18 protein-coding genes are annotated in these 22,672 nt (G+C 70.7%); 8 read left to right on the top strand and 10 right to left on the bottom strand.

All coding sequences use genetic code 11. The annotated features are described in order from the left end of the window. Positions 1-12: 12 nt before the first annotated feature. Entirely contained in the window at positions 13-2,505 is a 2,493-nt protein-coding gene (locus tag ACFQ87_RS03355; RefSeq protein ID WP_380608866.1) for a DUF6049 family protein, read from the bottom strand. 360 nt (positions 2,506-2,865) lie between these two features. Here ACFQ87_RS03355 and ACFQ87_RS03350 point away from each other — a divergent pair, with 360 nt between their 5' ends. Continuing rightward, positions 2,866-4,290, top strand: coding sequence for a CCA tRNA nucleotidyltransferase (locus ACFQ87_RS03350; protein WP_380609116.1), 1,425 nt, complete (start codon positions 2,866-2,868; stop codon positions 4,288-4,290). Positions 4,291-4,362: 72 nt separating this feature from the next. Here the strand turns inward: ACFQ87_RS03350 and ACFQ87_RS03345 are convergent, their stop codons facing one another. From ACFQ87_RS03345 to ACFQ87_RS03325, 5 genes are all read right to left on the bottom strand, one after another. Beyond that, the gene (locus ACFQ87_RS03345) at positions 4,363-5,370 is read right to left on the bottom strand and encodes a hypothetical protein (protein WP_380608865.1); all 1,008 of its coding nucleotides are present in this window, start codon (positions 5,368-5,370) and stop codon (positions 4,363-4,365) included. Positions 5,371-5,429: 59 nt separating this feature from the next. After that, positions 5,430-6,044, bottom strand: coding sequence for a hypothetical protein (locus ACFQ87_RS03340; RefSeq protein WP_380608864.1), 615 nt, complete (start codon positions 6,042-6,044; stop codon positions 5,430-5,432). 196 nt (positions 6,045-6,240) lie between these two features. After that, positions 6,241-7,578 (bottom strand): MFS transporter, encoded by a 1,338-nt coding sequence (locus ACFQ87_RS03335; RefSeq protein WP_380608863.1) that lies wholly within the window; start codon positions 7,576-7,578, stop codon positions 6,241-6,243. A 173-nt stretch (positions 7,579-7,751) separates the two neighbouring features. Continuing rightward, the gene (locus tag ACFQ87_RS03330; protein WP_380608862.1) at positions 7,752-8,834 is read right to left on the bottom strand and encodes an inositol-3-phosphate synthase; all 1,083 of its coding nucleotides are present in this window, start codon (positions 8,832-8,834) and stop codon (positions 7,752-7,754) included. A 127-nt stretch (positions 8,835-8,961) separates the two neighbouring features. Then, on the bottom strand, positions 8,962-9,660 hold the full coding sequence (locus tag ACFQ87_RS03325) for a helix-turn-helix transcriptional regulator (RefSeq protein ID WP_380608861.1): 699 nt from the start codon (positions 9,658-9,660) through the stop codon (positions 8,962-8,964). A gap of 515 nt (positions 9,661-10,175) precedes the next feature. Between ACFQ87_RS03325 and ACFQ87_RS03320 the strand changes: the two genes are divergently transcribed. Both ACFQ87_RS03320 and ACFQ87_RS03315 read left to right on the top strand, forming a co-directional pair. Continuing rightward, on the top strand, positions 10,176-12,626 hold the full coding sequence (locus tag ACFQ87_RS03320) for a transglycosylase domain-containing protein (protein WP_380608860.1): 2,451 nt from the start codon (positions 10,176-10,178) through the stop codon (positions 12,624-12,626). Between the two features lie 164 nt (positions 12,627-12,790). Then, on the top strand, positions 12,791-14,368 hold the full coding sequence (locus ACFQ87_RS03315) for a glycosyltransferase family 87 protein (RefSeq protein ID WP_380608859.1): 1,578 nt from the start codon (positions 12,791-12,793) through the stop codon (positions 14,366-14,368). A gap of 51 nt (positions 14,369-14,419) precedes the next feature. Here ACFQ87_RS03315 and ACFQ87_RS03310 read toward each other — a convergent pair whose 3' ends face one another. From ACFQ87_RS03310 to ACFQ87_RS03300, 3 genes are all read right to left on the bottom strand, one after another. Continuing rightward, positions 14,420-15,454 (bottom strand): alanine racemase, encoded by a 1,035-nt coding sequence (locus ACFQ87_RS03310; protein ID WP_380608858.1) that lies wholly within the window; start codon positions 15,452-15,454, stop codon positions 14,420-14,422. 13 nt (positions 15,455-15,467) lie between these two features. Continuing rightward, a complete protein-coding gene (locus tag ACFQ87_RS03305; RefSeq protein WP_380608857.1) occupies positions 15,468-16,586 on the bottom strand; it encodes a lipid II:glycine glycyltransferase FemX in 1,119 nt (372 codons plus the stop codon). Positions 16,587-16,756: 170 nt separating this feature from the next. Continuing rightward, complete coding sequence (locus ACFQ87_RS03300; protein ID WP_380608856.1) at positions 16,757-17,056, bottom strand: hypothetical protein; 300 nt, start codon at positions 17,054-17,056, stop codon at positions 16,757-16,759. A gap of 319 nt (positions 17,057-17,375) precedes the next feature. Between ACFQ87_RS03300 and rpsF the strand changes: the two genes are divergently transcribed. The 4 genes from rpsF to rplI all read left to right on the top strand — a co-directional run bounded on the left by rpsF (position 17,376) and on the right by rplI (position 19,145). Continuing rightward, positions 17,376-17,666 carry a 30S ribosomal protein S6 gene (gene rpsF / locus ACFQ87_RS03295; RefSeq protein ID WP_030233085.1) on the top strand — a complete coding sequence of 97 codons (291 nt, stop codon included), beginning with the start codon at positions 17,376-17,378 and terminating at the stop codon, positions 17,664-17,666. Positions 17,667-17,762: 96 nt separating this feature from the next. After that, on the top strand, positions 17,763-18,365 hold the full coding sequence (locus ACFQ87_RS03290) for a single-stranded DNA-binding protein (RefSeq protein ID WP_380608855.1): 603 nt from the start codon (positions 17,763-17,765) through the stop codon (positions 18,363-18,365). 79 nt (positions 18,366-18,444) lie between these two features. Continuing rightward, complete coding sequence (rpsR, locus tag ACFQ87_RS03285) at positions 18,445-18,681, top strand: 30S ribosomal protein S18 (RefSeq protein WP_030059640.1); 237 nt, start codon at positions 18,445-18,447, stop codon at positions 18,679-18,681. 17 nt (positions 18,682-18,698) lie between these two features. Beyond that, a complete protein-coding gene (gene rplI / locus ACFQ87_RS03280; protein ID WP_270145722.1) occupies positions 18,699-19,145 on the top strand; it encodes a 50S ribosomal protein L9 in 447 nt (148 codons plus the stop codon). A 75-nt stretch (positions 19,146-19,220) separates the two neighbouring features. Here rplI and ACFQ87_RS03275 read toward each other — a convergent pair whose 3' ends face one another. Then, entirely contained in the window at positions 19,221-20,555 is a 1,335-nt protein-coding gene (locus ACFQ87_RS03275) for an MATE family efflux transporter (protein ID WP_380608854.1), read from the bottom strand. Positions 20,556-21,007: 452 nt separating this feature from the next. On the opposite strand from ACFQ87_RS03275, the gene dnaB reads away from it, so the two are divergent. Further along, positions 21,008-22,606 (top strand): replicative DNA helicase, encoded by a 1,599-nt coding sequence (dnaB, locus tag ACFQ87_RS03270; protein WP_380608853.1) that lies wholly within the window; start codon positions 21,008-21,010, stop codon positions 22,604-22,606. Positions 22,607-22,672: the final 66 nt, after the last annotated feature.

The raw sequence follows: 22,672 nt of genomic DNA, 5'->3' as shown, positions 1-22,672 counted from the left end.
GGGTCGGCGGTATCAAGGACCAACCTTCTCATCACTGGCGGTCCGATCCCGGCCATCCGGGCTGCTGGCGCGCGGTGTCTGCGCGGGACCGTCACCGGCGGAGTCCTTTGCCGGGCCCTCCGCCGGGCCCTCCGGCTCCGCTTCGGCGGCGTCCCCGGTGCCGTCCGTCGCGGGGCCGTCCCCGACCGGCTGGTCGCCGTCCTCGTGCGGCTGCCCGCCGCGGCGCTTGCGCTGGCGGACGAAGCGCAGTGCGGCCAGCAGCAGCAGGACGCCGGCGCCGGCGAAGACGTACAGCACCCCGTTGGTCACCGAGGTGACCTCGACCCGGAACGTCTTGGCCTCGCCGTACTTCTGCGGGTTGGGGCCGGTGGTCCACAGCTGGGCGGTCATGGTGACCGGGCCGTTGTTGCGCGCCTCGGCCGGGAAGCGCAGGGTGACGCTCTGCGAGGCCGGGATGACCAGGTCCTCCGCCTTGCCCACCCACACCCTGTTCTGCTGGTTCGAGCTGAGCACCAGCCTCAGGTTGGTGACCGTCTGGGTGAGGTCGTTCTTCACGCTGACCTGCAGCAGGCCGGTGTTCCCGGCCAGGGTGACCACCTTCTTGTCCGGCACCTTGACGGCGCCGGTGAGGTCGTCCAGGTACTTCTTGACACTGTCGCGGTAGGTGCTGCCGGCCGGGCCCTGGGCCCGCCACTCGGTGGAGAGCGAGCGGACCATGGCGGCGCTGAACGGGCCGCGCACCCGCTGCGGCAGGGTGAGCACCCGCATCAGGATGTCCAGCTTCTGCTGGATCTCGTCGGTGGTGCTCAGGTCGGCGGCCGACAGCTCGGTGGCCCGGGCCTGGGTCGGGTAGTCGGCGGGCGAGGGGACGGCGGTGCTGGCCTTCGGGTCCGGTGCGGACTGGGCGAGCGTGTCCAGCTTCACCGGGGTCAGCCACTTGTCGGTCGCCGTCTGCAGCGCGCCGGCCAGCACCTTGGCGGTGGAGGCGGACAGCTCGCGCGGCGGCATGACCAGCAGTCCGCGCTGGTTCTGCGGCTGCTCGTGGGTGATCGTGTAGGTCTCGGCCAGGAAGCGCTGGGCCGCCTCGGTCTGGTCCTTGGGGCTGGTCAGGTCCTTCTGGAAGAGCGAGGAGACCGTGTCGTCGGCGACCAGGGCGTTCTGTCCGTTGCCGATCGGGCGCACCGCGGTCGGGGTGTAGTTCACCGAGTCCGGCTCCGGCATGCTCGCGCCGTTGACCAGCACCAGCCCGTCGCCCGCCTGCCGGGCGATGCCGGCGATCTGCTGGTCGAGGTAGCCCTGGTACGGCCAGGCGACGTCGGAGCGGGTGTCCACGGACAGCCGGCCCTCGACGGTCAGCCGGCCGGCGGTGGCCGCCTTGTTCAGGGCGGTGCCCATCCCGGTCAGGTCGGCGCCGTTGTGCGCGATCGAGGCGAGGTCCGGGTCGGCGTACGGCAGCGCGACCACCTGGCTGCCCTGTTTGGCGACGGCCGCGCGCAGCTTGTCCAGCCAGGCCGTGGCGGCGGCCGAGCCGGTGCCCGGGACGGTGTTGTCGTCCCTGGCCGGCTTGCCCGGATCCGTGCCCGGCTTCTGCACCCGGTACTGCTTGTTGGTCATCGCGAACGCGGCGTCCAGCAGGTCCGGGTCGACCACCCAGGTCAGGTTGGACAGCTTGGCGCCGGTGTCCACCAGCTCGTACAGCCGGCCGCCCGGCGCGAACTCGGCGGCCAGGCTGTCGTCGCGCAGCACCGGGACGGTCTGGTCGTTGTCGGAGACGGTCTGCGCGGCCAGCACCGGGGCGTGCACCAGCGGCCAGAGCGTGGTGATCTTCGTCGGCTGGGCCTCGGTGCCGCCCTGGTTGTACGGCAGGAAGCTGCGGGCGATGCCCAGGGCCCGGTCGCGCGGGTTGTCGGCGGTCGCGCCCCAGGCGTCCACCGCGAGCTCGTAGACGCCGCTGTCGGACAGCCCGAGGTCGCTCACCGCGACGCTCAGGGTGTACGGCTGGCTCTGGCCCGGGTTCAGCTCAGGCAGGGCGTACTGCGGGCTGTCCAGCTCCACGCCGTCGGCGCTGCCGGGCGCGTTGCGGGTGGCCACCAGCTGCAGCTCGCTGCGCCGCTGCAGCGGCTTGCTGGAGGCCGGCTTGCGGATCGCCGCGTGGGCGCCCTTGAGCGCCGACTTGCCGGCGTTGGTGACGTGCCCGCTGATGCTCACGGTGCCGTTCGGGGCGGCGACCTGCGGGGTCACCGTCTCGATGGTCAGCGCCACCGGGTACTCCGCGGTGGTCGTGGCGTCGGCGGCCGGGCGGACGTCGCCCCCGGCCGGCAGCGCCACGGCCGGGGCGGCCGTGAACAGGGTCAGGACGGCCGCGCAGGCGGCGGCGAAGCGGCGGGCGCGGCGGCCCCGGCTCCGTCCGTCGGCGGCGCGTTCTGCGGGACGTTCGGCGGGGCCCGCGGCCCGTCCAGGCTGTCGGTGCGCCCCCAGGCCCGAGTGCCGTGCCGGCTCACTCACTCGCTTCGCCCTCGCCGTTCTCGATCGCTCGCTGCTGATGCTGTCCGCCCGGCGCTGCCGCCGGACGTTCCCCGCTCGACGTTCTTCGCCTGACGCCGTTCGCCGCGCTGCTGCCGCGGAGGGTTCCGTCGGCGGTGGCGGCACGCGACACCGCATCCCCGGTTCCGGTGCGCGAGACTCGTCCACCGGCATGGTAACGATCCAGCCTGGCGTGCAGTGTTGCGGGCTGTGGGGTGAGACGCCCAAAACGCGCGGGCGGTTGACCTGTCGGGGCACGTACCCTTGTGAGCCGTGTCCACTGCCAATGAGCCCAACGCGCGCACCGATCGTTCCAGCACCGCCGTCCAGGTCGTCCCAGGCCTGAGCGAGGCCCAGACCCTGGGGCTGCAAGAGCTGCTGCGGGTGTCGCCGGTCGCCGACGAGATCGCCCGCCGGTTCCAGGCGGCCGGTCACCGGCTGGCGCTGGTCGGCGGCTCGGTGCGGGACGCGCTGCTCGGCCGGCTCGGCAACGACCTGGACTTCACCACCGACGCCCGCCCGCAGCAGGTGCTCAAGCTGGTCAAGGGCTGGGCGGACGCGGTCTGGGACGTCGGCATCGCCTTCGGCACGGTCGGCGCCCGCAAGGACACCGCCGAGGGCTCCTTCCTGATCGAGATCACCACCTACCGCTCCGAGGCCTACGACCGCACCTCGCGCAAGCCCGAGGTCACCTACGGCGACACCATCGAGGAGGACCTGGTCCGCCGGGACTTCACGGTCAACGCGATGGCCGTCGACCTGCCCGGCCGCGGCTTCGTCGACCCGCACCACGGCCTGGACGACCTGGAGGCCCGGGTGCTGCGCACCCCCGCCACCCCCGAGGAGTCCTTCTCCGACGACCCGCTGCGGATGATGCGGGCCGCCCGTTTCGCCGCCCAGCTGGACTTCGACCCGGCGCCCGAGGTGGTCGCCGCGATGACGGAGATGGCCGAGCGGATCGCCATCGTCTCGGCCGAGCGGGTCCAGGCGGAGCTGAACAAGCTGCTGCTGGCCAAGTACCCGGTGAAGGGCCTGCGGCTGCTGGTCGACACCGGGCTGGCCGGCTACGTGCTGCCGGAGCTGCCCGCGCTGCGCCTGGAGCGTGACGAGCACCACCGGCACAAGGACGTCTACGAGCACTCGCTGACCGTCCTGGAGCAGGCCATCGCCCTGGAGCAGGACGGCCCGGACCTCACCCTGCGGCTGGCCGCGCTGCTGCACGACATCGGCAAGCCGCGCACCCGCCGCTTCGAGCTGGACGGCCGGGTCTCCTTCCACCACCACGAGGTGGTCGGCGCCAAGATGACCCGCAAGCGGATGCGCGAGCTGAAGTACTCCAAGGAGCTCACCGAGGACGTCTCGCGCCTGGTCGAGCTGCACCTGCGCTTCCACGGCTACGGCGGCGGCGAGTGGACCGACTCCGCGGTGCGCCGCTACGTGACCGACGCCGGGCCGCTGCTGGAGCGCCTGCACAAGCTGACCCGCTCGGACTGCACCACCCGCAACCGCAAGAAGGCCGCCGCGCTGTCGCGCACCTACGACGGCCTGGAGCAGCGGATCTCCGAGCTGAAGGCGCAGGAGGAGCTGGACGCCGTCCGCCCGGCGCTGGACGGCAACCAGATCATGGAACTGCTCGGCGTCAAGCCCGGTCCGCTGGTCGGCAAGGCGTACAAGCACATGCTCGAACTGCGGCTGGAGCACGGCCCGATGGAGCACGAAGAGGCGGTCGCGGCGCTGCGGGCCTGGTGGGCCGAGCAGCAGGGCTGACGTCCGTTCACGACGCGAGGGGTGGTCCCGGCACTCGGCCGGGGCCACCCCTCGCGGTCGTACCGGCGCCGGTTACTTGAGCTGCTTGAGGCAGAGCACGTAGTCCAGGGCCGGGAGGCTGGGGTGCTTGCTGGTGTACCAGCTGTCCGCCTTCGGCTGCTTCTCGCAGACCTTCTGGTCGGAGGTGGCGAAGTACTTGTACACCACCTTGTACTGCGCCTTGGAGTCGGTGCAGGGCAGCACGCTGACCTTCGGGTGGGTGTCGGTGGTCTCGCTGGCGCCGTTCTCGTTGCGCAGGCAGTCGCCGATCTTGGCGTCGTCCGGGCCGTCCGTCGAATCGGTCGGGGTGGGCGTGGTGACCGGCGGCAGGGTGATGCTCGGCAGCGGCGGCAGGGTGAAGGTCGGCGAGGGGAAGGTCGGCGGGGTGTAGGTGGGCACCGGCAGCGGCGTCGGCGAGAAGGTGACCGGCGCCGGTGTCGGTCCCGGGCTCGCGTTGTTGTTGTCGTCCTTCGGGCCGAGCACGCCGGTGGCGGCCAGGATCACGGTGACGACCAGGGAGACCGGCAGCAGCAGCATCGCCATGTGCGGCCGCCGGCCCAGCGGGACGCCCGGGTCGAGCTGCGGCCCGTGGGTGCCCGGCATCGGCGGCGGCAACTGCTTGATCCGGCCGTTCGCGCCGAGGTTCAGCAGCAGTGTGATCGGCGCCAGGATCAGCGACGCCGGGCTCCACCAGCCCTGGACCAGGGTCCGGGCGGACATGTCGCGCACGGTGGCCGTCCCGCAGGTGCGGCAGAACGGGCCGTGCATCCGCAGCATCCGGTAGGCCAGGACCAGGCCCTGGTGGCCGCGGACGGTGGCGCTCACCGCCGGGTAGCCGCCGCAGAAGCGGCAGGTCTGACCATCCATCGGGGCCGGCGGCGGGTACCCGTAGCCGGGCGGCTGGGCGTCGTACGGCGGCTCCGGCGGCGGGGCGCTCGGGTAGCCGTACCCGGGCGGGCCCGGGGGCGGCGGGGGCGGTGCCCCGTACGGGCTGCCGCCGGAGTACGGGTTGCCGTCGCCCGGCGGAGGGCCGAACGGCATCTGGGGCGGAGGCGGAACGGACAAGTGGTCCCCCCGGAGAAGGGTGGTGGTTGACGAGGTCAGGACTTCTTCACCGGCGGGTAGCCGGTGGTGCTGGGCGCGGTGGGGGCCAGTGAACCGAGGCAGAGCACGTACCGCTTGGTGTTCCAGCGGCGGCCGGTCTTGCCGTAGACGGTCCGCGTGGTCTGCGGCGTCTGCTGGCAGCGGTTCACGTCGGTGGTGCCGGTGAACTTCGCCAGTACCTTGTAATTCGCCTTGGAATCAGTGCACTTGACGATTTCGACATCGCTGTAGCCGCCCACCTGGACGCAGTCGCCGACCTTGGCGCTGCTGACGCTCGGGCCGGCCACGAAGTAGGCCACGGCCAGCCCGGCGGCGCAGACGGCCCCGACGGCGATCCGCGCTTTGGACCGGAGGCCGCGTTTGGCGGGGGGCGTCGGGGGAGCGGGGGCGGGCTGTTGCTGCGGGTACGGCTGCGGCTGCCCGTAGGGAGCCTGGGCGTACGGTGCCTGACCGTACGGGGGCTGGGCGTACGGCGCCTGACCGTACGGTGCCTGACCGTACGGGGGCTGGGCGTACGGCGCCTGACCGTAGGCCGGCGGCGGTGGCCCGAAGCCGGCCGGGGTCGCCGGCGTGGGTGGTGGCGGCCCGTACGGGCCGGGCGGTGTGCTCATCAGTTCGTCCCCCGAGACCAAGTACTGTCGCTCCGACAGGTCTACGTACCCTAGCGACTGGGTCGGACGCAATCCGTCCGGAGCCCACAAGGGGATTTCGGGACCAGGCGGTTTCCATTCCGGGACATCGCGGTTTCGGACAGCGTGGTCACCCGGCCCGGTGGTTCGCCGCACCGAGCCCTTCCGCGGCGCGGTTTCAGGAGTGCCGGTCGCCGGGCAGCGGACCGGAGCGGCGGGCGGCCCGCAGGTAGAGCACCGCGGTGAGCGCGTACACCGCCGCGACCCCGACGACCACCGCGACCGACCGGCCGGACAGCGGCAGCACCAGGGCGGTGACCATGGCGGCGGCCACGAAGGCGACGTTGAACAGCACGTCGTAGATGGCGAAGACGCGGCCGCGGTACTCGTCCTCGACCGACTCCTGGACCACGGTGTCGGCGCAGATCTTGGTGCCCTGGGTGACCACCCCGAGCAGCAGCGCGGCGATCAGGCAGGGCACCGGGGCGAAGAACAGGCCCAGCGCGGGGACGAAGACGACGGGGGCGAGCAGGCAGACCGTCATCCAGCCGGCCAGGCCCAGCCGCCGGGTGCACCAGGGGCTGACCACGGCGGCGACGAAGAACCCGGCGGCCGACAAGCCGACCGCCTGGCCGAGGGTGGCCAGCCCGGCCGCGCTGTCGGTCGGGTCGTTGAAGGTGTACCGGGCGAGCATCACCACGACCACGATCAGCACGCCGTAGCAGAACCGGGCCGCGGTGACGGCGGCCAGCGCGTGCACGGCGCTCCGGCAGTCCCGCCGCAGGTGGCGCAGGGCGGCGCCGAGTTCGACGGCGGCCCGCACCAGCGCCTGGCTGAGCGCCGGGTGGTCGCCGTGCTTCTCCGGGCCGAGCAGGTCGCGGTCCATCCGGCGGGCGGCCAGCGCGGCCGACAGGTAGAGCAGCGAGGCGACCGTGACCAGCGCGGCGTCCGCCCGCGGCCCGGGGGTCATCACCTGGTGCAGCAGGAAGCCGATGCCCCCGCCCGAGGCGGCGGCGACCGTTCCGAGGGTGGGGGAGAGGGCGTTGGCGGTGACCAGGTGGTCCTGCTCCACCACCCGGGGCAGGGCCGCGGACAGGCCGGCCAGGATGAACCGGTTGAGCGCGGTGACCAGCAGCGCGGAGGCGAAGAACAGCCAGGTCGGGGCCTGGACCAGGAGTAGCGCGCCGGTGCCCAGGCCCAGCCCGAAGCGGGCCAGGTTGCCGAAGTAGAGCACCTGGCGGCGGCGCCAGCGGTCCAGCAGCACCCCGGCGAACGGGCCGATCACCGAGAACGGCAGCAGCATCACGGCCAGCACCGAGGCGATGTCGGCGGGGGAGGACTGCTTCTCGGGGGAGAAGACCACGTAGGCGGCGAGCGAGACCTGGAAGACACCGTCCGAGAGCTGGGAGAGCACCCGGGCGGCCAGCAGCCGTCGGAAGTCCCGGCCGCGGAGCAGACCGAGGAGCGTGGCACGGTGCGCGGACTGGTGGGTGCTGCCGTTCTCGGTGATCGCCACCCGCCCAGGGTGCCATGGAACCGGGCACCGTTTCACGTGAAACATTGGCCGCGAAATGGTGAAGGGCCCACGATCACCGGATCGTGGGCCCTTCCGAGGAGCTATGAGGGGGGCGGCTCAGACTTCGAGCCGAACCCTCAGGAGCTCAGAGCTCAGAGCTCAGAGCTCAGCGCTCAGCGCTCGACCTCGCCGCGGATGAACTTCTCGACGTTCTCCTTGGCCTCGTCGTCGAAGTACTGGACCGGCGGGGACTTCATGAAGTACGAGGAGGCCGACAGGATCGGGCCACCGATGCCGCGGTCCTTGGCGATCTTCGCGGCGCGAACGGCGTCGATGATGACACCGGCGGAGTTCGGGGAGTCCCAGACCTCGAGCTTGTACTCCAGGTTCAGCGGGACGTCACCGAACGCGCGACCCTCCAGGCGGACGTACGCCCACTTGCGGTCGTCCAGCCAGGCCACGTAGTCCGAGGGACCGATGTGGACGTTCTTGGCGCCCAGCTCGCGGTCGCGGATCTGCGAGGTGACGGCCTGGGTCTTGGAGATCTTCTTGGACTCCAGGCGCTCGCGCTCGAGCATGTTCTTGAAGTCCATGTTGCCGCCGACGTTCAGCTGCATGGTGCGCTCGAGGATGACACCGCGGTCCTCGAACAGCTTGGCCATCACGCGGTGCGTGATGGTGGCGCCGACCTGGGACTTGATGTCGTCACCGACGATCGGCACGCCGGCCTCGGTGAACTTGTCCGCCCACTCCTTGGTGCCCGCGATGAACACCGGCAGGGCGTTCACGAAGGCGACCTTGGCGTCGATGGCGCACTGGGCGTAGAACTTGGCCGCGTTCTCGGAACCGACGGGCAGGTAGCAGACCAGGACGTCGACCTGCTTGTCCTTGAGGACCTGGACGACGTCGACCGGGGCCTCGTCCGACTCCTCGATGGTCTCCAGGTAGTACTTGCCCAGGCCGTCGAGGGTGTGGCCGCGCTGGACGGTCACGCCGGTCGGCGGCACGTCGCAGATCTTGATGGTGTTGTTCTCGCTGTTGCCGATGGCATCGGCCAGGTCGAAGCCGACCTTCTTGGCGTCGACGTCGAACGCGGCGACGAACTCCACGTCACGGACGTGGTAGTCACCGAACTGGACGTGCATCAGCCCGGGGACCTTGCCGGCCGGGTCGGCGTCCTTGTAGTACTCGACACCCTGCACCAGCGAGGCGGCGCAGTTGCCCACGCCGACGATGGCTACGCGAACCGAACCCATTTCCGGTTGCTCCCTGTGATCTCATGAGTGCCGCCGAAGTCGGCGGTACTCGTCCTGCTTCTTCGATGACTGCTTGTCCGGGCGCGAGGCGCCCTCTCCTGCCGCGTGGCACAGGGCTGACGCGGTGTCAGCGCTCCTGGGCGGAGCGCCCCGGGCGGTCGTACGGTGGCCCGGACGGGTCCGGGGACCCGGTCTCCTGGCCACGGCCGTCCGAAGTCTGGTGGGGCCCGGTGGCGGTGCCGCCGGTGGCGGGCCCGGTCCGGCCGGTGCGGTTGGCCCGCTCGGTCTCGATCAGCTCGTTGAGCCACCGGACCTCGCGTTCCACCGACTCCAGTCCGTGCCGCTGGAGCTCGACGGTGTAGTCGTCGAACCGTTCGCGGGCCCGGGCCAGCGAGCTGCGCATCCGCTCCAGACGCTCCTCCAGCCGGCTCCGGCGACCTTCCAGGACGCGCATCCGGACCGCCCGGTCGGTCTGGCCGAAGAACGCGAAGTGGACGCCGAACCGCTCGTCCTCCCACGCGTCGGGGCCGGAGTCGGCGAGCAGCTCCTCGAAGCGCTGCTTGCCCTCGGGGGAGAGCCGGTAGACGATCTTCGACCGCTTGCCGTTGAGCGCGGTGGCCGGGACGTACTCGACGTCCGGGTTGTCCTCGACCAGGAAACCCTGGGCGACCAGGCTCTTCAGGCACGGGTAGAGCGTTCCGTAGGAGAGCGCCCGCAGCGCTCCGAGCAGGATGTTGAGCCGCTTGCGCAGTTCGTAGCCGTGCATCGGGGCGTCATGGAGCAGGCCGAGAACGGCGAACTCCAGCACTCCTGAGCGCCTGCCCACTGCTGTCGTCCTCCTCCCTCTCGACCTTCGTCCCGGCCGCTGCATCCGGCGGTATACCGCTTCGATGTATCGGCTCGATATATCGAGAACAGTAAACCCGGCCCTCGGAACGGGCAAGGGGGGCACGCGTGAATGTGATCACAAGCCGACGCGCGGGCAGGGTTGGCAACGGGCGTGTAATGATCTGTCGCCGTTTTGCGGTAATTGACGGCTGATGCCCGATTAGTTGCCATTTCGTGCTGCGTACGCTGTCGCGTGTGCACGAGGACCAACCTCCGGGGTTAGGGCGGTCCGGGCATCGGACGTGAACCCTGCCTTCAGGCTGGACAGGCCTGGCGAGGAGTGGCTGGAACATGAGCGAGCGACGGCGAAGGACGCCCAACCCGGGCGGTGACGGGCAGCAGCCCCCGGGAGGCGGTGGCCGTCGGGGTGGACCCGGTCCCGATGAGCTGAGCTCCGAAGGGATCGGCCGTCGACGCCCACCCGGCGTCCGGGAGACCGCTCAGCAGCCCCGGATGGGCCGTGCCGAGATGCGCAAGGCCGCGCAGAAGAAGGGCAAGGGGGGTGGCAAGCGGGGTGCCGCCGCCGCTTCGGCCGCCGCGGCCGCCGACCCCGGCAAGAAGCGCTTCATCGACTACCCCCGGTGGGGCAAGACCGGCGTCCGGCGCTGGCTGCCGTCCTGGAAGCAGTGGCTGAGCGCCTTCCTGCTCTTCTTTGCCACCGGCGTGGGCATCGTGTTCTACCTCTACCAGACCACGACGGTCCCGCAGCTCAAGGACCTGGTGAAGGAACAGAACACGATCTACTACTGGGCCGACGGCAGTGAGATGACCCGCAAGGGCGACACCAACCGCCAGATCGTCGAGCTCAGCGACATCAGCCCCAACCTGCAGAACGCCGTCATCTCGGCGGAGAACGAGACCTTCCGCACCGACAGCGGCATCGACCCCAAGGGCATGCTGCGCGCCGTCTACAACATGGCGAAGGGCGGGGAGACCCAGGGCGCCTCGACGATCACCCAGCAGTACGTCAAGAACGCCTATCTCAGCCAGGAGCAGACCCTCAGCCGCAAGCTGAAGGAGTTCTTCATCACGCTGAAGATCAATCAGCAGACGAGCAAGGACGAAATCCTCAAGGGCTACCTCAACACCAGCTGGTTCGGCCGCAACGCCAACGGCGCGCAGGCCGCCGCCCAGGCGTACTACGGCGTCAACGCCAAGGACCTGAACCTCTGCCAGAGCGCCATGCTGGCCGGACTGCTGAAGGGCGCGAACTACTACGACCCCTCCAAGCCGGCCAACCACGACCGCGCCGTGGAGCGCTGGAAGTGGATCCTGGACCGGATGGTGATCACCCACAACACCACCCCGGAGGAGCGGGCCAAGTGCACCACGTTCCCCGAGCCGATCCAGCAGAAGCCCAGCTCCAACATGAACGGTGAGGTCAGCTACCTGGTCGACACCGTCAACCAGTACGTGATGGCCACCGACAAGACGATCACCCAGCAGATGATCGACAAGGGCGGCCTGAAGATCTACACCACCTTCGAGAAGGACAAGGTCGACGCCCTGAAGAAGGCGGTCGACGACGTCAAGGCGGAGAACCTCAACCCGCAGAAGCGCCCCGACAACGACACCTTCATCCAGTTCGGCGCGGCCAGCATCCGCCCCGGCGACGGTGCGATGGTCGCGCTCTACGGCGGTGACGGCGTGGAGAACGGCCACTTCGACAACAACGCCAACGCGACGGGCGTCCAGGTCGGTTCGACCTTCAAGCCCTTCGTGCTGGCGACCGCGATGCAGGTCGGCGTGCAGACCGCGAAGGGCGACGACGGCAAGCCGAAGCGGATCAACGCGGACAGCCGCTACCTCTCCGACGACCTGTCCGAGATCCGCAAGCCGGACGGCTCGCTGGTGATCGGCGACGACGGCAAGCCCTACCGGCAGAAGAACGAGGACGCCGGCAAGCGCGGCTACGTCTCGCTGCGCCAGGCCATGCAGTTCTCGTACAACGTGCCCTTCGTCCAGCTGAACCAGGACGTCGGCGGCCAGAACGTGGCCGACATCGCGGTGCAGATGGGCATCAAGAAGGAGAGCCTGGCCGACCCGAAGACCCCGACCTTCCCGCTCGGCACCTCCACCATCAGCCCGATCCGGATGGCCACCGCCTACGGCACCCTCGCGGCCAGCGGCAAGGAGGCCGAGCCCTACTCGGCCACCAAGGTCGAGGTGGACGGCAAGGAGCGCCCGGGCTTCGGCAAGAAGGACACCAAGGCCGCCCTGGAGCCGGCCGTCGCCGACAACGTCACCGACGTGCTGGTGAACGTGGCGAAGAACGGTACCGGTACCAAGACCAACACGCTGGGCCGCCCGGTGGCCGGCAAGACCGGTACCACCGACCAGAACAAGTCGGCCTGGTGGGTCGGCTACACCCCGCAGCTGGTGACCAGCGTCGCGATGTGGCGCGAGGACCCGAACAAGCACGACCGGCTCTCGCTGAACGGCACCGGCGGCAAGGAGTCCATCCACGGTGGTGACATCCCGACGGACATCTTCACCCGGTACATGAAGGCCGCGCTGGCCAACGAGAAGAAGATGGACTTCCCGAACCCGCAGCCGGTCGGCACCGAGGTGGACTCCTCCGGTGCGCCGTCCACGGCCACAGCCACCCCGACCCAGACCCCGACCCAGACCGCGACCGAGACCCCGTCGGCCCCGGCGCAGCCGACCCAGGCGCAGCCGCAGCCGCCGCAGCCGCCGCAGCCCACCCAGGGCGGGGGCTGTGTGCCGGGTGTGGACTGCCAGCCGACCCCGCCGCCGACCCACCTGCCGAAGCCGACGCCGACGGACACCTGTTTCCTGTTGAGCTGCACGACGCCGACGCCGACCGGCGGTGGCCCGGGCGGCGGCACCGGCAAGCCGACCGGCGGTGGCAAGCCGACTCCGAGCAGTACGGCCACCCCGTAGGGCGTGGTCGGTCGGTGAAACGGCGGTGGCGGTCCTCCTCGGAGGGCCGCCACCGCCGTTTCGTCACCTTTCGCCGCCCGCGCCCCCTGCGTACCACCCGTACCGCCGGGGCCACCGCGGGGTCCTCCTCGTCCTGGCGCATCCGGTGCGGCAGGATGTCCGGCATGACGTCGAGCGATCGTGACGAAACCGCGGGCCCGCACGGGCCCGGCGCCGCCGCAGGGCCCACCCCGGCAGCCGTCGCCACGGCCGCGCCGCCGGCCAACACCGTGGTCGTCCCGGCCGACGAGGACCGGGTGGCGGCGGCCGGCAGCGAGGTGTTCGGCGGCCCGCCCGGCCGCCGGGCGCTGCTCGGCGTCTCCTGGTGGATCCCGGCGCGCTTCCTGGCGCTGGTGGTGATCGTGGTCTCGGCGCTCGGCATGGTGCACAACCTGCCCTGCTACCAGCAGGCCTGGTTCCAGCCGGGGTCGCCGCAGTACATCCACGCCTGCTACAGCGACATCCCGCACCTGTTCTCCGGGCGCGGCTTCGCGGCCGGGCTGCACCCGTACGTGGACCGCATCCCGGGCAGCTCGGGGGACCTCCAGTACCTCGAGTACCCGGTGCTGACCGGCCTGTTCATGCAGGTCGCGGCCTGGCTGACGCCCGGCGGCGGCACCCAGCAGGACCAGGAGCAGTGGTTCTGGGCGATCAACGCCGGGATGCTGATGGCCTGCGCGGTGGTCGCCGTGGCGGCGCTCTCGCGCATCCACCGCCGCCGCCCCTGGGACGCCCTGCTGTTCGGGCTCTCACCCGTCCTGCTGCTGAACGGCACGGTCAACTGGGACCTGCTCGCGGTCGCCCTGGCCGCCGTGGCGATGGCCTCGTGGGCGCGCTCCCGGCCGGGCTGGGCCGGGGTGTTCATCGGCCTGGCGACCGCCGCCAAGCTCTACCCGCTGCTGCTGATCGGCCCGCTGCTGGTGCTCTGCTGGCGGGCCGGGAAGTGGCGTGAGTTCCGGGTGATGCTGGGCGGCGCGGTGGGCGCCTGGCTGGTGGTCAACCTGCCGATCATGCTGGCCAACTGGCAGGGCTGGTCGACCTTCTACGTCTTCAGCAAGCACCGCGGCGAGGACTACGGCTCGTTCTGGCTGATCCTGATGCAGAACCGCGGCGTCGGGCTGGCCGACCTCGACCTCTACATCGGGGTGCTGATGGTGCTGGGCTGCGTGGCCATAGCGTGGCTGGGCCTCTCGGCGCCCCGCCGGCCGCGCTTCGTGCAGCTGGCCTTCCTGGTGGTCGCGCTGTTCGTGCTGGTCAACAAGGTGTACTCGCCGCAGTACGCGCTCTGGCTGCTGCCGCTCGCGGCGCTGGCCCGGCCGCGCTGGCGGGACATCCTGATCTGGCAGGCCTGCGAGGTGCTGTACACCCTGGGGATCTGGTCCCACCTGGGCTTCGTGACCGGGCCCAAGCAGCACGGGATCGGCGAGCCCTGGTACCACTTCGCGATCGTGCTGCACCTGCTCGGCACGCTCTACCTGGTCGTGCTGGTGGTCCGCGACGTCCTGCACGCGGACCGCGACCCGGTCCGCTGGGACGGCAGCGACGACCCCTCCGGCGGGGTGCTCGACCGCGCCCCGGACGTGTTCGTGCTGGGCACCGCCCGGCGGCTGCACGAGGAGGAGAGCTACGCCGCCTACGCGCCGGCCGGCCCCGAACAGTGGCTCAAGGAGCCCGTACTGCCGGAGCCGGCCGAAAAGCCGTAACGCTGCGAGCGGACCGTAACGCTGCGAGCCGAGCGCCCAAAGAGGGGGTGCTCAGCGGTCCACCACGCGGTCGAAGTGCGTGGTGGTGTGCCGGACCTGGAGGCCCAGCTCCTCGCCGATAGCGGGGGGCGTGGTCTCCCCGTCCAGGAACAGCAGCGAGACCTGCATGTGCGGCGGCTCGGCGAACCAGAGCTGCTTGCCGGCCCAGTGGAACGGCGACTTGGTCTTGTTGACGGTCGCCAGACCGGCCCGGGCGATGCCCTTGGCGCGCGCACCCATGCTCGCCACGTACTTGGGCGCCTCCAGGCCGATGCCGTGCGCGGTGCCGCCGGCGACCACCAGGATGTGGCCGTCGGAGGGCGCCGGGTGCTGGCGGTAACCGTAGCGGTCGCCCTTCTTCAGCGGGGTGACGTCCAGCACCGTGGCCCGGACCTCCAGCGCGGCGTGGTCGCCCAGCCAGAGCCGGGTGCCGATCCGGGCCCGGAAGACGGTGCCCGGGTAGCGCTGGGTCAGCTCGTCCATGCCGGCCGCGCCGAGGTGGCTGACGAAGACGGTGTGCACCGGGATGCCGGCCGCCTTGGCGGTGTCCACCCAGTACGCGACCTCCTCGATAGGGCTGGAGCCGTCCGGCCGGTCCATCGGCAGGTGCAGCGCCAGGCCCTCGAAGGAGACCCCGTCCAGCTCGCCGGCCACCGTCCGCAGGTCGGCCGCGCTCACGCCGTGCCGGCGCATGGTGGTCATGCACTCCAGGACCACCCGGGTGCCGTGCAGCGCGCGCAGCGCGTCCACGCTGGCCACCGTCCGGATCACCCGGGCGTGCGGCAGCGGGAGCACCTCCTCGCCGACCCGGTACGGGGTGAGCACCAGCAGCTCGCCGCCGTACCACTCGGCGGCATCGGCCGCCTCGTAGGCGGTGCCGACGGCCAGCACCCCGGTGCCGAGCAGCGTCGCCTCCTCGGCCAGCCGGTGGTTGCCCAGGCCGTAGCCGTTCCCCTTGGCGACCGGCACCAGGCCGGGGAACTCGGCCAGCACGGACCGCTGGTGGGTGCGCCAGCGTTCGGTGTCGAGGTAGAGCGACAGCGTCATCGGGGCAGCCTCCTCAGCGGCGGGACATGTAGAGGTCGAGGGCCTTGTGCAGCAGCTTGTTCAGCGGGAAGTCCCACTCGCCGAGGTACTCGGCCGCCTGGCCGCCGGTGCCGACCTTGAACTGGATCAGGCCGAACAGGTGGTCGTTCTCGTCCAGGGTGTCACTGATTCCGCGCAGGTCGTACACGCCGCCGCCGAGGGCGTAGGCGTCGCGCATCATCCGCCACTGGATCGCGTTGGACGGCTTGACCTCGCGCTTGTGGTTGGCCGAGGCGCCGTAGGAGTACCAGACGTGCTCGCCGACCACCAGCATCGTGGTCGCGGCCAGCGGCTCGCCCTCGTGGTAGGCGATGTAGAGCCGCATCCGGTTCTGGTCCTCGGCGGTGAGAGCCTTCCACATCCGCTGGAAGTAGGACAGCGGGCGCGGGGTGAACTTGTCGCGCTCGGCGGTCACCAGGTAGAGCTGGTGGAAGATCGGCAGCTCGTCGTAGCCGCCCTGGTACACCTCGACGCCGCTCTTCTCGGCCTTCTTGATGTTGCGGCGCCAGAGCTGGTTGAAGTTCTTGTGGATGTCGTCCAGCGAGCGGTTGGCCAGCGGCACCTGGAAGACGTAGCGCGGCTGGACGTCGCCGAAGCCGGCGCCGCCGTCCTCGCCCTGCAGCCAGCCGGCCTTGCGCAGCCGGTCGGCCACCTCGAAGGCGCGCGCCTCGTACCAGTCGGCCTCGACGTCGCGCAGGCGCTTGGCCTGCTTGCCGGCGATGGCCTCCTTGATGGTGGGGGCGTTCCAGCGGCGGATGACGATCGGCGGGCCCATCTTCACCGAGAACGCGCCCTGCGACTTCAGGTGCGCCAGCATCGGGGAGAGCCAGCGGTCGAGGTCGCGGTCGAACCAGTCGATGACCGGGCCCTCGGGCAGGTAGGCGAGGTAGCGCTTGACCTTGGGCAGCTGGCGGTAGAGCACCAGGCCGGCGCCGACCAGCTGGTTGTGCTCGTCGAACCAGCCGATCGACTCGGAGCGCCACTCGGCCTTCACGTCGCCCCAGGACGGCACCTGCATGTGGCTGGCCGAGGCGCGGCTCCTGATGAAGGCGAGGTGCTCCTCGCGGGTGATCGTCCTCAGGCGCAGACTCATTGCTCGGTGCTCCTCGTCGGTCGGGCTGCGGTGGCCCCCGGTTCTCGGGGTGACCCTATCGTCCGGGGCCCGGGGGCCCGCCGCTGCGGGCATGACAGCGCCCCCGTCGCGTACCTGTCTTCTTGCAGATACGCGACGGGGGCGCCGGGGGTTCCGCGGGGCCCGTCGGCTCAGCCCACCAGACCGCCGCGGGCGATGCCGAGGTAGAAGCCGATCGCGGAGGCGCCGAGCGTGATCATCAGGACGAAGCGCTCGGCGGTGGTGACCGAGACGAACATGCCCCAGAGCCCCGTGACGATCCCGGCCAGGCCGGTCCACGAGGTCAGCACGTGCAGGTTGTGGAAGAACGAGGTGGTGAAGGCGATCACGCCCAGCACGGCGGTCAGTGCCACCAGGGTGTTCTCGCGGGGGTGCGGGTGGCCGTCGGTGTTCAGCGTGAGCGCGGGCATGCGGGGGACGGACTGGGCCATGAGTCCCACCTCCTGGCGTGGAGACGAACGGGCAGGAATCCCGTTCCGTCCAGATTGCGGCGGCCCAGTCGCTCTCACAACCCCTGTGCGTTTTGTTCGGCCGTCCGGGTGCAGGTAGGCTGTGCCGTCTGCACTGGTGTAGTTGTGCCCCCTTCTGCCCTCTTCCGGGCGACATCCTCTTTCGGGTGAGCGGGGGCCGACTGTCGGACCCGGCCGCTACGGTGGGCCGGAGTCGTCACTGCTCCGGTGCCGACGCTACGCACAACCCTCCTGCCACGGAGAGACCGTGGCCGCTGAGTCCAAAGGAGGTGGGTTACTCATGCGTCACTACGAGGTGATGGTCATCCTCGACCCCTCGGTCGAGGAGCGCGCTGTCTCCCCCCTGATCGAGAACTTCCTCACTGTCGTCCGCAACGGCGGCGGCAAGGTGGAGAAGGTCGACACCTGGGGTCGTCGCCGTCTGGCTTACGAGATCAACAAGCAGTCCGAGGGCATCTACTCGGTCATCGACCTGAAGGCCACGCCTGAGGTCGTCAAGGAGCTCGACCGCCAGATGGGCCTGAGCGAGTCGGTTCTGCGGACCAAGGTCCTGCGCCCGGACACCCACTGAGCCACCTCTGAGGCCTTCGGGTCTCGGGTAGCTCGCGTCCGCTGTTTCACGTGAAACAGCGGCGAACGGACATCTTCCCGAGAGGTCATCACCACCATGGCAGGCGAGACCGTCATCACCCTCGTCGGCAATCTCGTCGACGACCCCGAGCTGCGTTTCACCCCGTCGGGTGCGGCGGTCGCGAAGTTCCGCATCGCGTCCACCCCCCGCACCTTCGACCGTCAGACGAACGAGTGGAAGGACGGCGAGAGCCTCTTCCTCACGTGCAACGTCTGGCGTCAGCCGGCGGAGAACGTGGCCGAGTCGCTGCAGCGCGGCATGCGCGTCATCGTGCAGGGCCGACTGCGCCAGCGGTCTTACGAGACCAAGGAAGGCGAGAAGCGGACGGTCTTCGAGGTCGAGGTCGACGAGGTGGGCCCGAGCCTGCGCTCGGCGACCGCGAAGGTCACCCGGGCCAACCGGTCCGGTGGCCCCGGTGGCCCCGGTGGCGGCTTCGGCGGCCAGCAGGGTGGCGGCCAGGGCGGTTGGGGCGGCGGTGGCGGCCAGCAGGGCGGCGGCGGCTGGGGTGGAAACTCCGGCGGCGGCCAGTCCGGCCCCTCCGACGACCCGTGGGCGTCCAGCGCCCCGTCCGGCGGCAACCAGGGCGGCGGCTGGGGTGCCCCGTCCGGTGGCGGCTTCTCGGAAGAGCCCCCGTTCTAAGAGCTGACAGATTTCGTGCGGCCCGGCAGCCGGCGTCCCCGGACGCCCGCCGGGCCGTGAACCCCAAATGGAGCACACCATGGCGAAGCCGCCTGCTCGCAAGCCGAAGAAGAAGGTTTGCGTCTTCTGCAAGGACAAGGTCAACTACGTTGACTACAAGGACACGAACCTGCTGCGGAAGTACATCTCCGACCGCGGCAAGATCCGTGCCCGCCGGGTCACCGGCAACTGCACCCAGCACCAGCGTGACGTCGCCACGGCCGTGAAGAACAGCCGTGAGATGGCGCTGCTGCCCTACACCAGCACCGCGCGCTAAGAGAGGGTGACCGAGTAATGAAGATCATCCTCACGCACGAGGTGCCGGGTCTCGGCTCCGCCGGCGAGGTCGTCGAGGTCAAGGACGGCTACGCCCGCAACTACCTGGTCCCGCGTGGCTACGCCATCCGCTGGACCAAGGGTGGCCAGAAGGACGTCGACGCCATCCGTCGCGCCCGCAAGATCCACGAGATCCAGACCCTTGAGGCCGCCAACGAGGTCAAGGGCAAGCTCGAGGGCGTCCAGGTCAAGCTGGCCGTTCGCTCGGGCGACGCCGGCCGTCTGTTCGGTTCGGTGACCCAGTCCGACGTCGTCGAGGCCATCAAGGCCGCCGGCGGCCCGGCTGTGGACAAGCGCGCCGTCGCGATCGCCTCGCCGATCAAGACCGTGGGCACCCACAAGGTCTCGGTCAAGCTGCACTCGGACGTCGTGGCCAACCTCGACGTCGCCGTCGTGGCTGCCTGAGTTCCGTAGCAGTGGCCTGAGGGCCGGACTCCCCCCGGGGAGTCCGGCCCTCGGTCGTTTTCGAGGAGACACGGCCTAACCCCGGACGGCGCCGGTGACCAGCCAGTGTCCGCCGCGGGCGCGGGCCGCCAGGAAGACCGCGCGGACCAGCATGAACAGGTTCATCGCCCACCAGAGCCCGGCCAGCCCGGTGCCGGTGGCCGGAACCGCGGCCGCCGCCGGGGTGAAGACCGCCAGGGTCGCGAGCGCCGCCCAGGCCAGGTACGGGCCGTCGCCGGCACCCATCAGCACGCCGTCCAGCACGAAGACCAGGCCGGCCACCGGCTGGCTGAGCGCGAGCAGCAGCAGGGCGGTGTTCAGCTGTGCCTGCACCGACGGATCGGGCGTGAACAGCGGGACGTACAGCGGGCGGGCGAGCACCACCAGCAGGCCGAGCACCACCCCGGAACCGAGGCCCCACTGGACCATCCGCCGGGTGGCGGCCTTGGCGCCCGAGACGTCCGAGGCGCCCAGGTAGCGGCCGATGATGGCCTGCCCGGCGATCGCGATGGCGTCCAGCGCGAAGGCCAGGAAGCTGAACAGCGTCATGGTGATCTGGTGCGCGGCCACCTGGTCGTCGCCGAGCCGGGCGGCCACCGCGGTGGCGATCATCAGCACCCCGCGCAGACTGACGGTCCGGACCAGCAGCGGACCGCCCGCCCTGGCACTGGCCCGGATGCCCGTCGCGTCGGGCCGCAGCGAGGCCCGCTCGCGGCGGGCGCCGCGGACCACCACGGTCAGGTAGACGGCGGCCATCCCGGTCTGCGCCAGCACGGTGCCCCAGGCCGAGCCGGCCACCCCGAGCCCGGCGCCGTACACCAGGCCGGCGTTCAGGCCGAGGTTGGCGGTGAAGCCCGCGACCGCCACCAGCAGCGGTGTGCGGGTGTCCTGGAGTCCGCGCAGCACACCGGTGGCGGCCATCACCAGCAGCATCGCCGGGATGCCCAGGGAGCTGATCCGCAGGTACGTCACCGCGTACGGCGCGGCGGTCGGCGAGGCGCCCAGGAGGTCGGCCACCCAGGGGGCCGACAGCAGGGTGAACAGGACCACCGGGACGGCCAGCCCGAGGGCGAGCCAGAGGCCGTCGACGCCCTGCTGGACGGCGCCCCGGCGGTCCCCGGCCCCGATCCGGCGGGCCACCGCGGCGGTGGTGGCGTAGGCGAGGAAGACGAACACGCCGGTCGCGGTGGTGAGCGCGGCGGAGGCGACGCCGACCCCGGCGAGCTGGGGGGTGCCGAGGTGGCCGACGATCGCCGAGTCGGCCATCAGGAACAGCGGCTCGGCGACCAGCGCGCCGAAGGCCGGGATCGCCAGGGCGAGGATCTCGCGGTCGTGCCGGCGTATGGAGGGCTCGGCGGGGGAGGCGGTCATGGGCTCCAGGGTACTCATCCACAGGTAATGATCGCTAGCCGCTTTCGATCATTACTCGAAACCTTGAGCGACGAGCTCCGTCCGCTGTGTGCCCACAGCCGTTCGGAGGTGTGTGAAGAATTTCTCATGCACAGGCCCGGGAAGAGGTATTCGCAGGTCAGGCGGTTGACGGTGGATCGATCGTCTGGTTATCCACAGGGGCTTCCACAGGGGTGTCCACAGCTTTGCGGCAGTTCTCCACAGCCCAGGGCCACTCGTCCACACCCCCTGTGGATAACTGCCTTGGCGCAAGGGCTCCCGGCGCCTTAGCGTGGGCTCTCCGCCCGACACTCCCACCCGCCCCGGCGTCCGATTTGTCGGTGCCGTGGCGTACAAAGAGGAGCGGCTCCGCTCCACCCAGCCACCGGCAAGGCCCGCTCCAACTCGCACCACTCGCTGATCGGGGAACACGCGTGACCGGCCCCCAGTACGACGACCACGACGCCCCGCCGCCGGAGGAGGACTGGCAGACCGCCGATGACCCCTTCCCGGTCGGCGCCTTCGATGACGCCCCCTTCCCGGACGGGCCCGGCGACCGGCTCCCGGTCTCCCGCAACCGCGGTGGTCAGGGCGGCGGCCAGGGTGGCGGTCGGGGCGAGGGTTTCCGCAAGGGCGGTGGCTTCAAGAAGGGTGACCGCCGGGACGACCGCGACCGCCGCGAGGACGAGGGCCAGGGCGGCGTCGACGGCTTCGAGCGCGTCCCCCCGCAGGACCTCGCCGCCGAGCAGTCCGTCCTGGGCGGCATGCTGCTGTCCAAGGACGCCATCGCCGACGTCGTCGAGGTGCTCAAGCCGGCCGACTACTACCGGCCCGCGCACGAGATGGTCCACGGCGCGATCCTCGACCTCTACGCCCGCGGCGAGCCGGCCGACCCGATCACCGTGGCCGGCGAGCTGACCAAGCGCGGCGAGCTGCAGCGCGTCGGCGGCGCCTCCTACCTGCACACCCTGGTCAACTCCGTCCCGACCGCGGCCAACGCCGAGTACTACGCCCAGATCGTCCACGAGCGGGCCGTGCTGCGCCGCCTGGTCGAGGCCGGTACCCGGATCGCCGGCATGGGCTACGCGGCCGAGGGCGACGTGGACGAGATCGTCAACGCCGCCCAGGCGGAGATCTACGCCGTCACCGAGCAGCGCACCAACGAGGACTACGCGCCGCTGGCCGACATCATGGAGGGCGCCCTCGACGAGATCGAGGCGATCGGCTCCCGGCAGGGCCAGATGTCCGGCGTGCCCACCGGCTTCGCCGACTTCGACCAGCTCACCAATGGCCTGCACCCCGGTCAGATGATCGTCATCGCGGCCCGCCCCGCCATGGGTAAGTCCACCCTCGCGCTGGACTTCGCCCGCGCCTGCTCGATCCACCACAAGCTGCCGAGCGTGATCTTCTCGCTCGAAATGGGCCGCAACGAGATCGCCATGCGTCTGCTCTCCGCCGAGGCCCGGGTCGCGCTGCACCACATGCGCTCCGGGAACATGACGGACGACGACTGGACCCGGGTCGCCCGCCGGATGCCCGACGTCAGCGAGGCGCCGCTGTTCATCGACGACTCGCCGAACCTGTCGATGATGGAGATCCGCGCCAAGTGCCGCCGGCTCAAGCAGCGCAACGACATCAAGCTGATCGTGATCGACTACCTCCAGCTGATGCAGTCCGGCGGCTCCCGCCGGGCCGAGAACCGCCAGCAGGAGGTCTCGGACATGTCCCGTAACCTCAAGCTGCTGGCCAAGGAACTGGAAGTCCCGGTCATCGCGCTCTCGCAGCTGAACCGTGGTCCCGAGCAGCGCACCGACAAGCGGCCGATGGTCTCGGACCTGCGTGAGTCCGGCTCGATCGAGCAGGACGCCGACATGGTCATCCTGCTGCACCGCGAGGACGCGTACGAGAAGGAGTCCCCGCGCGCGGGCGAGGCCGACCTGATCGTCGCCAAGCACCGTAACGGTCCGACCGCCACCATCACGGTGGCCTTCCAGGGCCACTACTCGCGCTTCGTCGACATGACCCGGGACTAGCTGTCGTCCGGTCAGGTTGCGGGCTCCCAGGCCGAAAGGGGGGTGGGCGATGCACTACTGTCCCTG

This window comes from Kitasatospora sp. NPDC056531, assembly GCF_042794375.1.
GTDB lineage: Bacteria > Actinomycetota > Actinomycetes > Streptomycetales > Streptomycetaceae > Kitasatospora.
The sequence above is the reverse complement of the archived record's forward strand: the minus strand, read 5'-3'. Positions and strand labels throughout refer to the sequence as shown.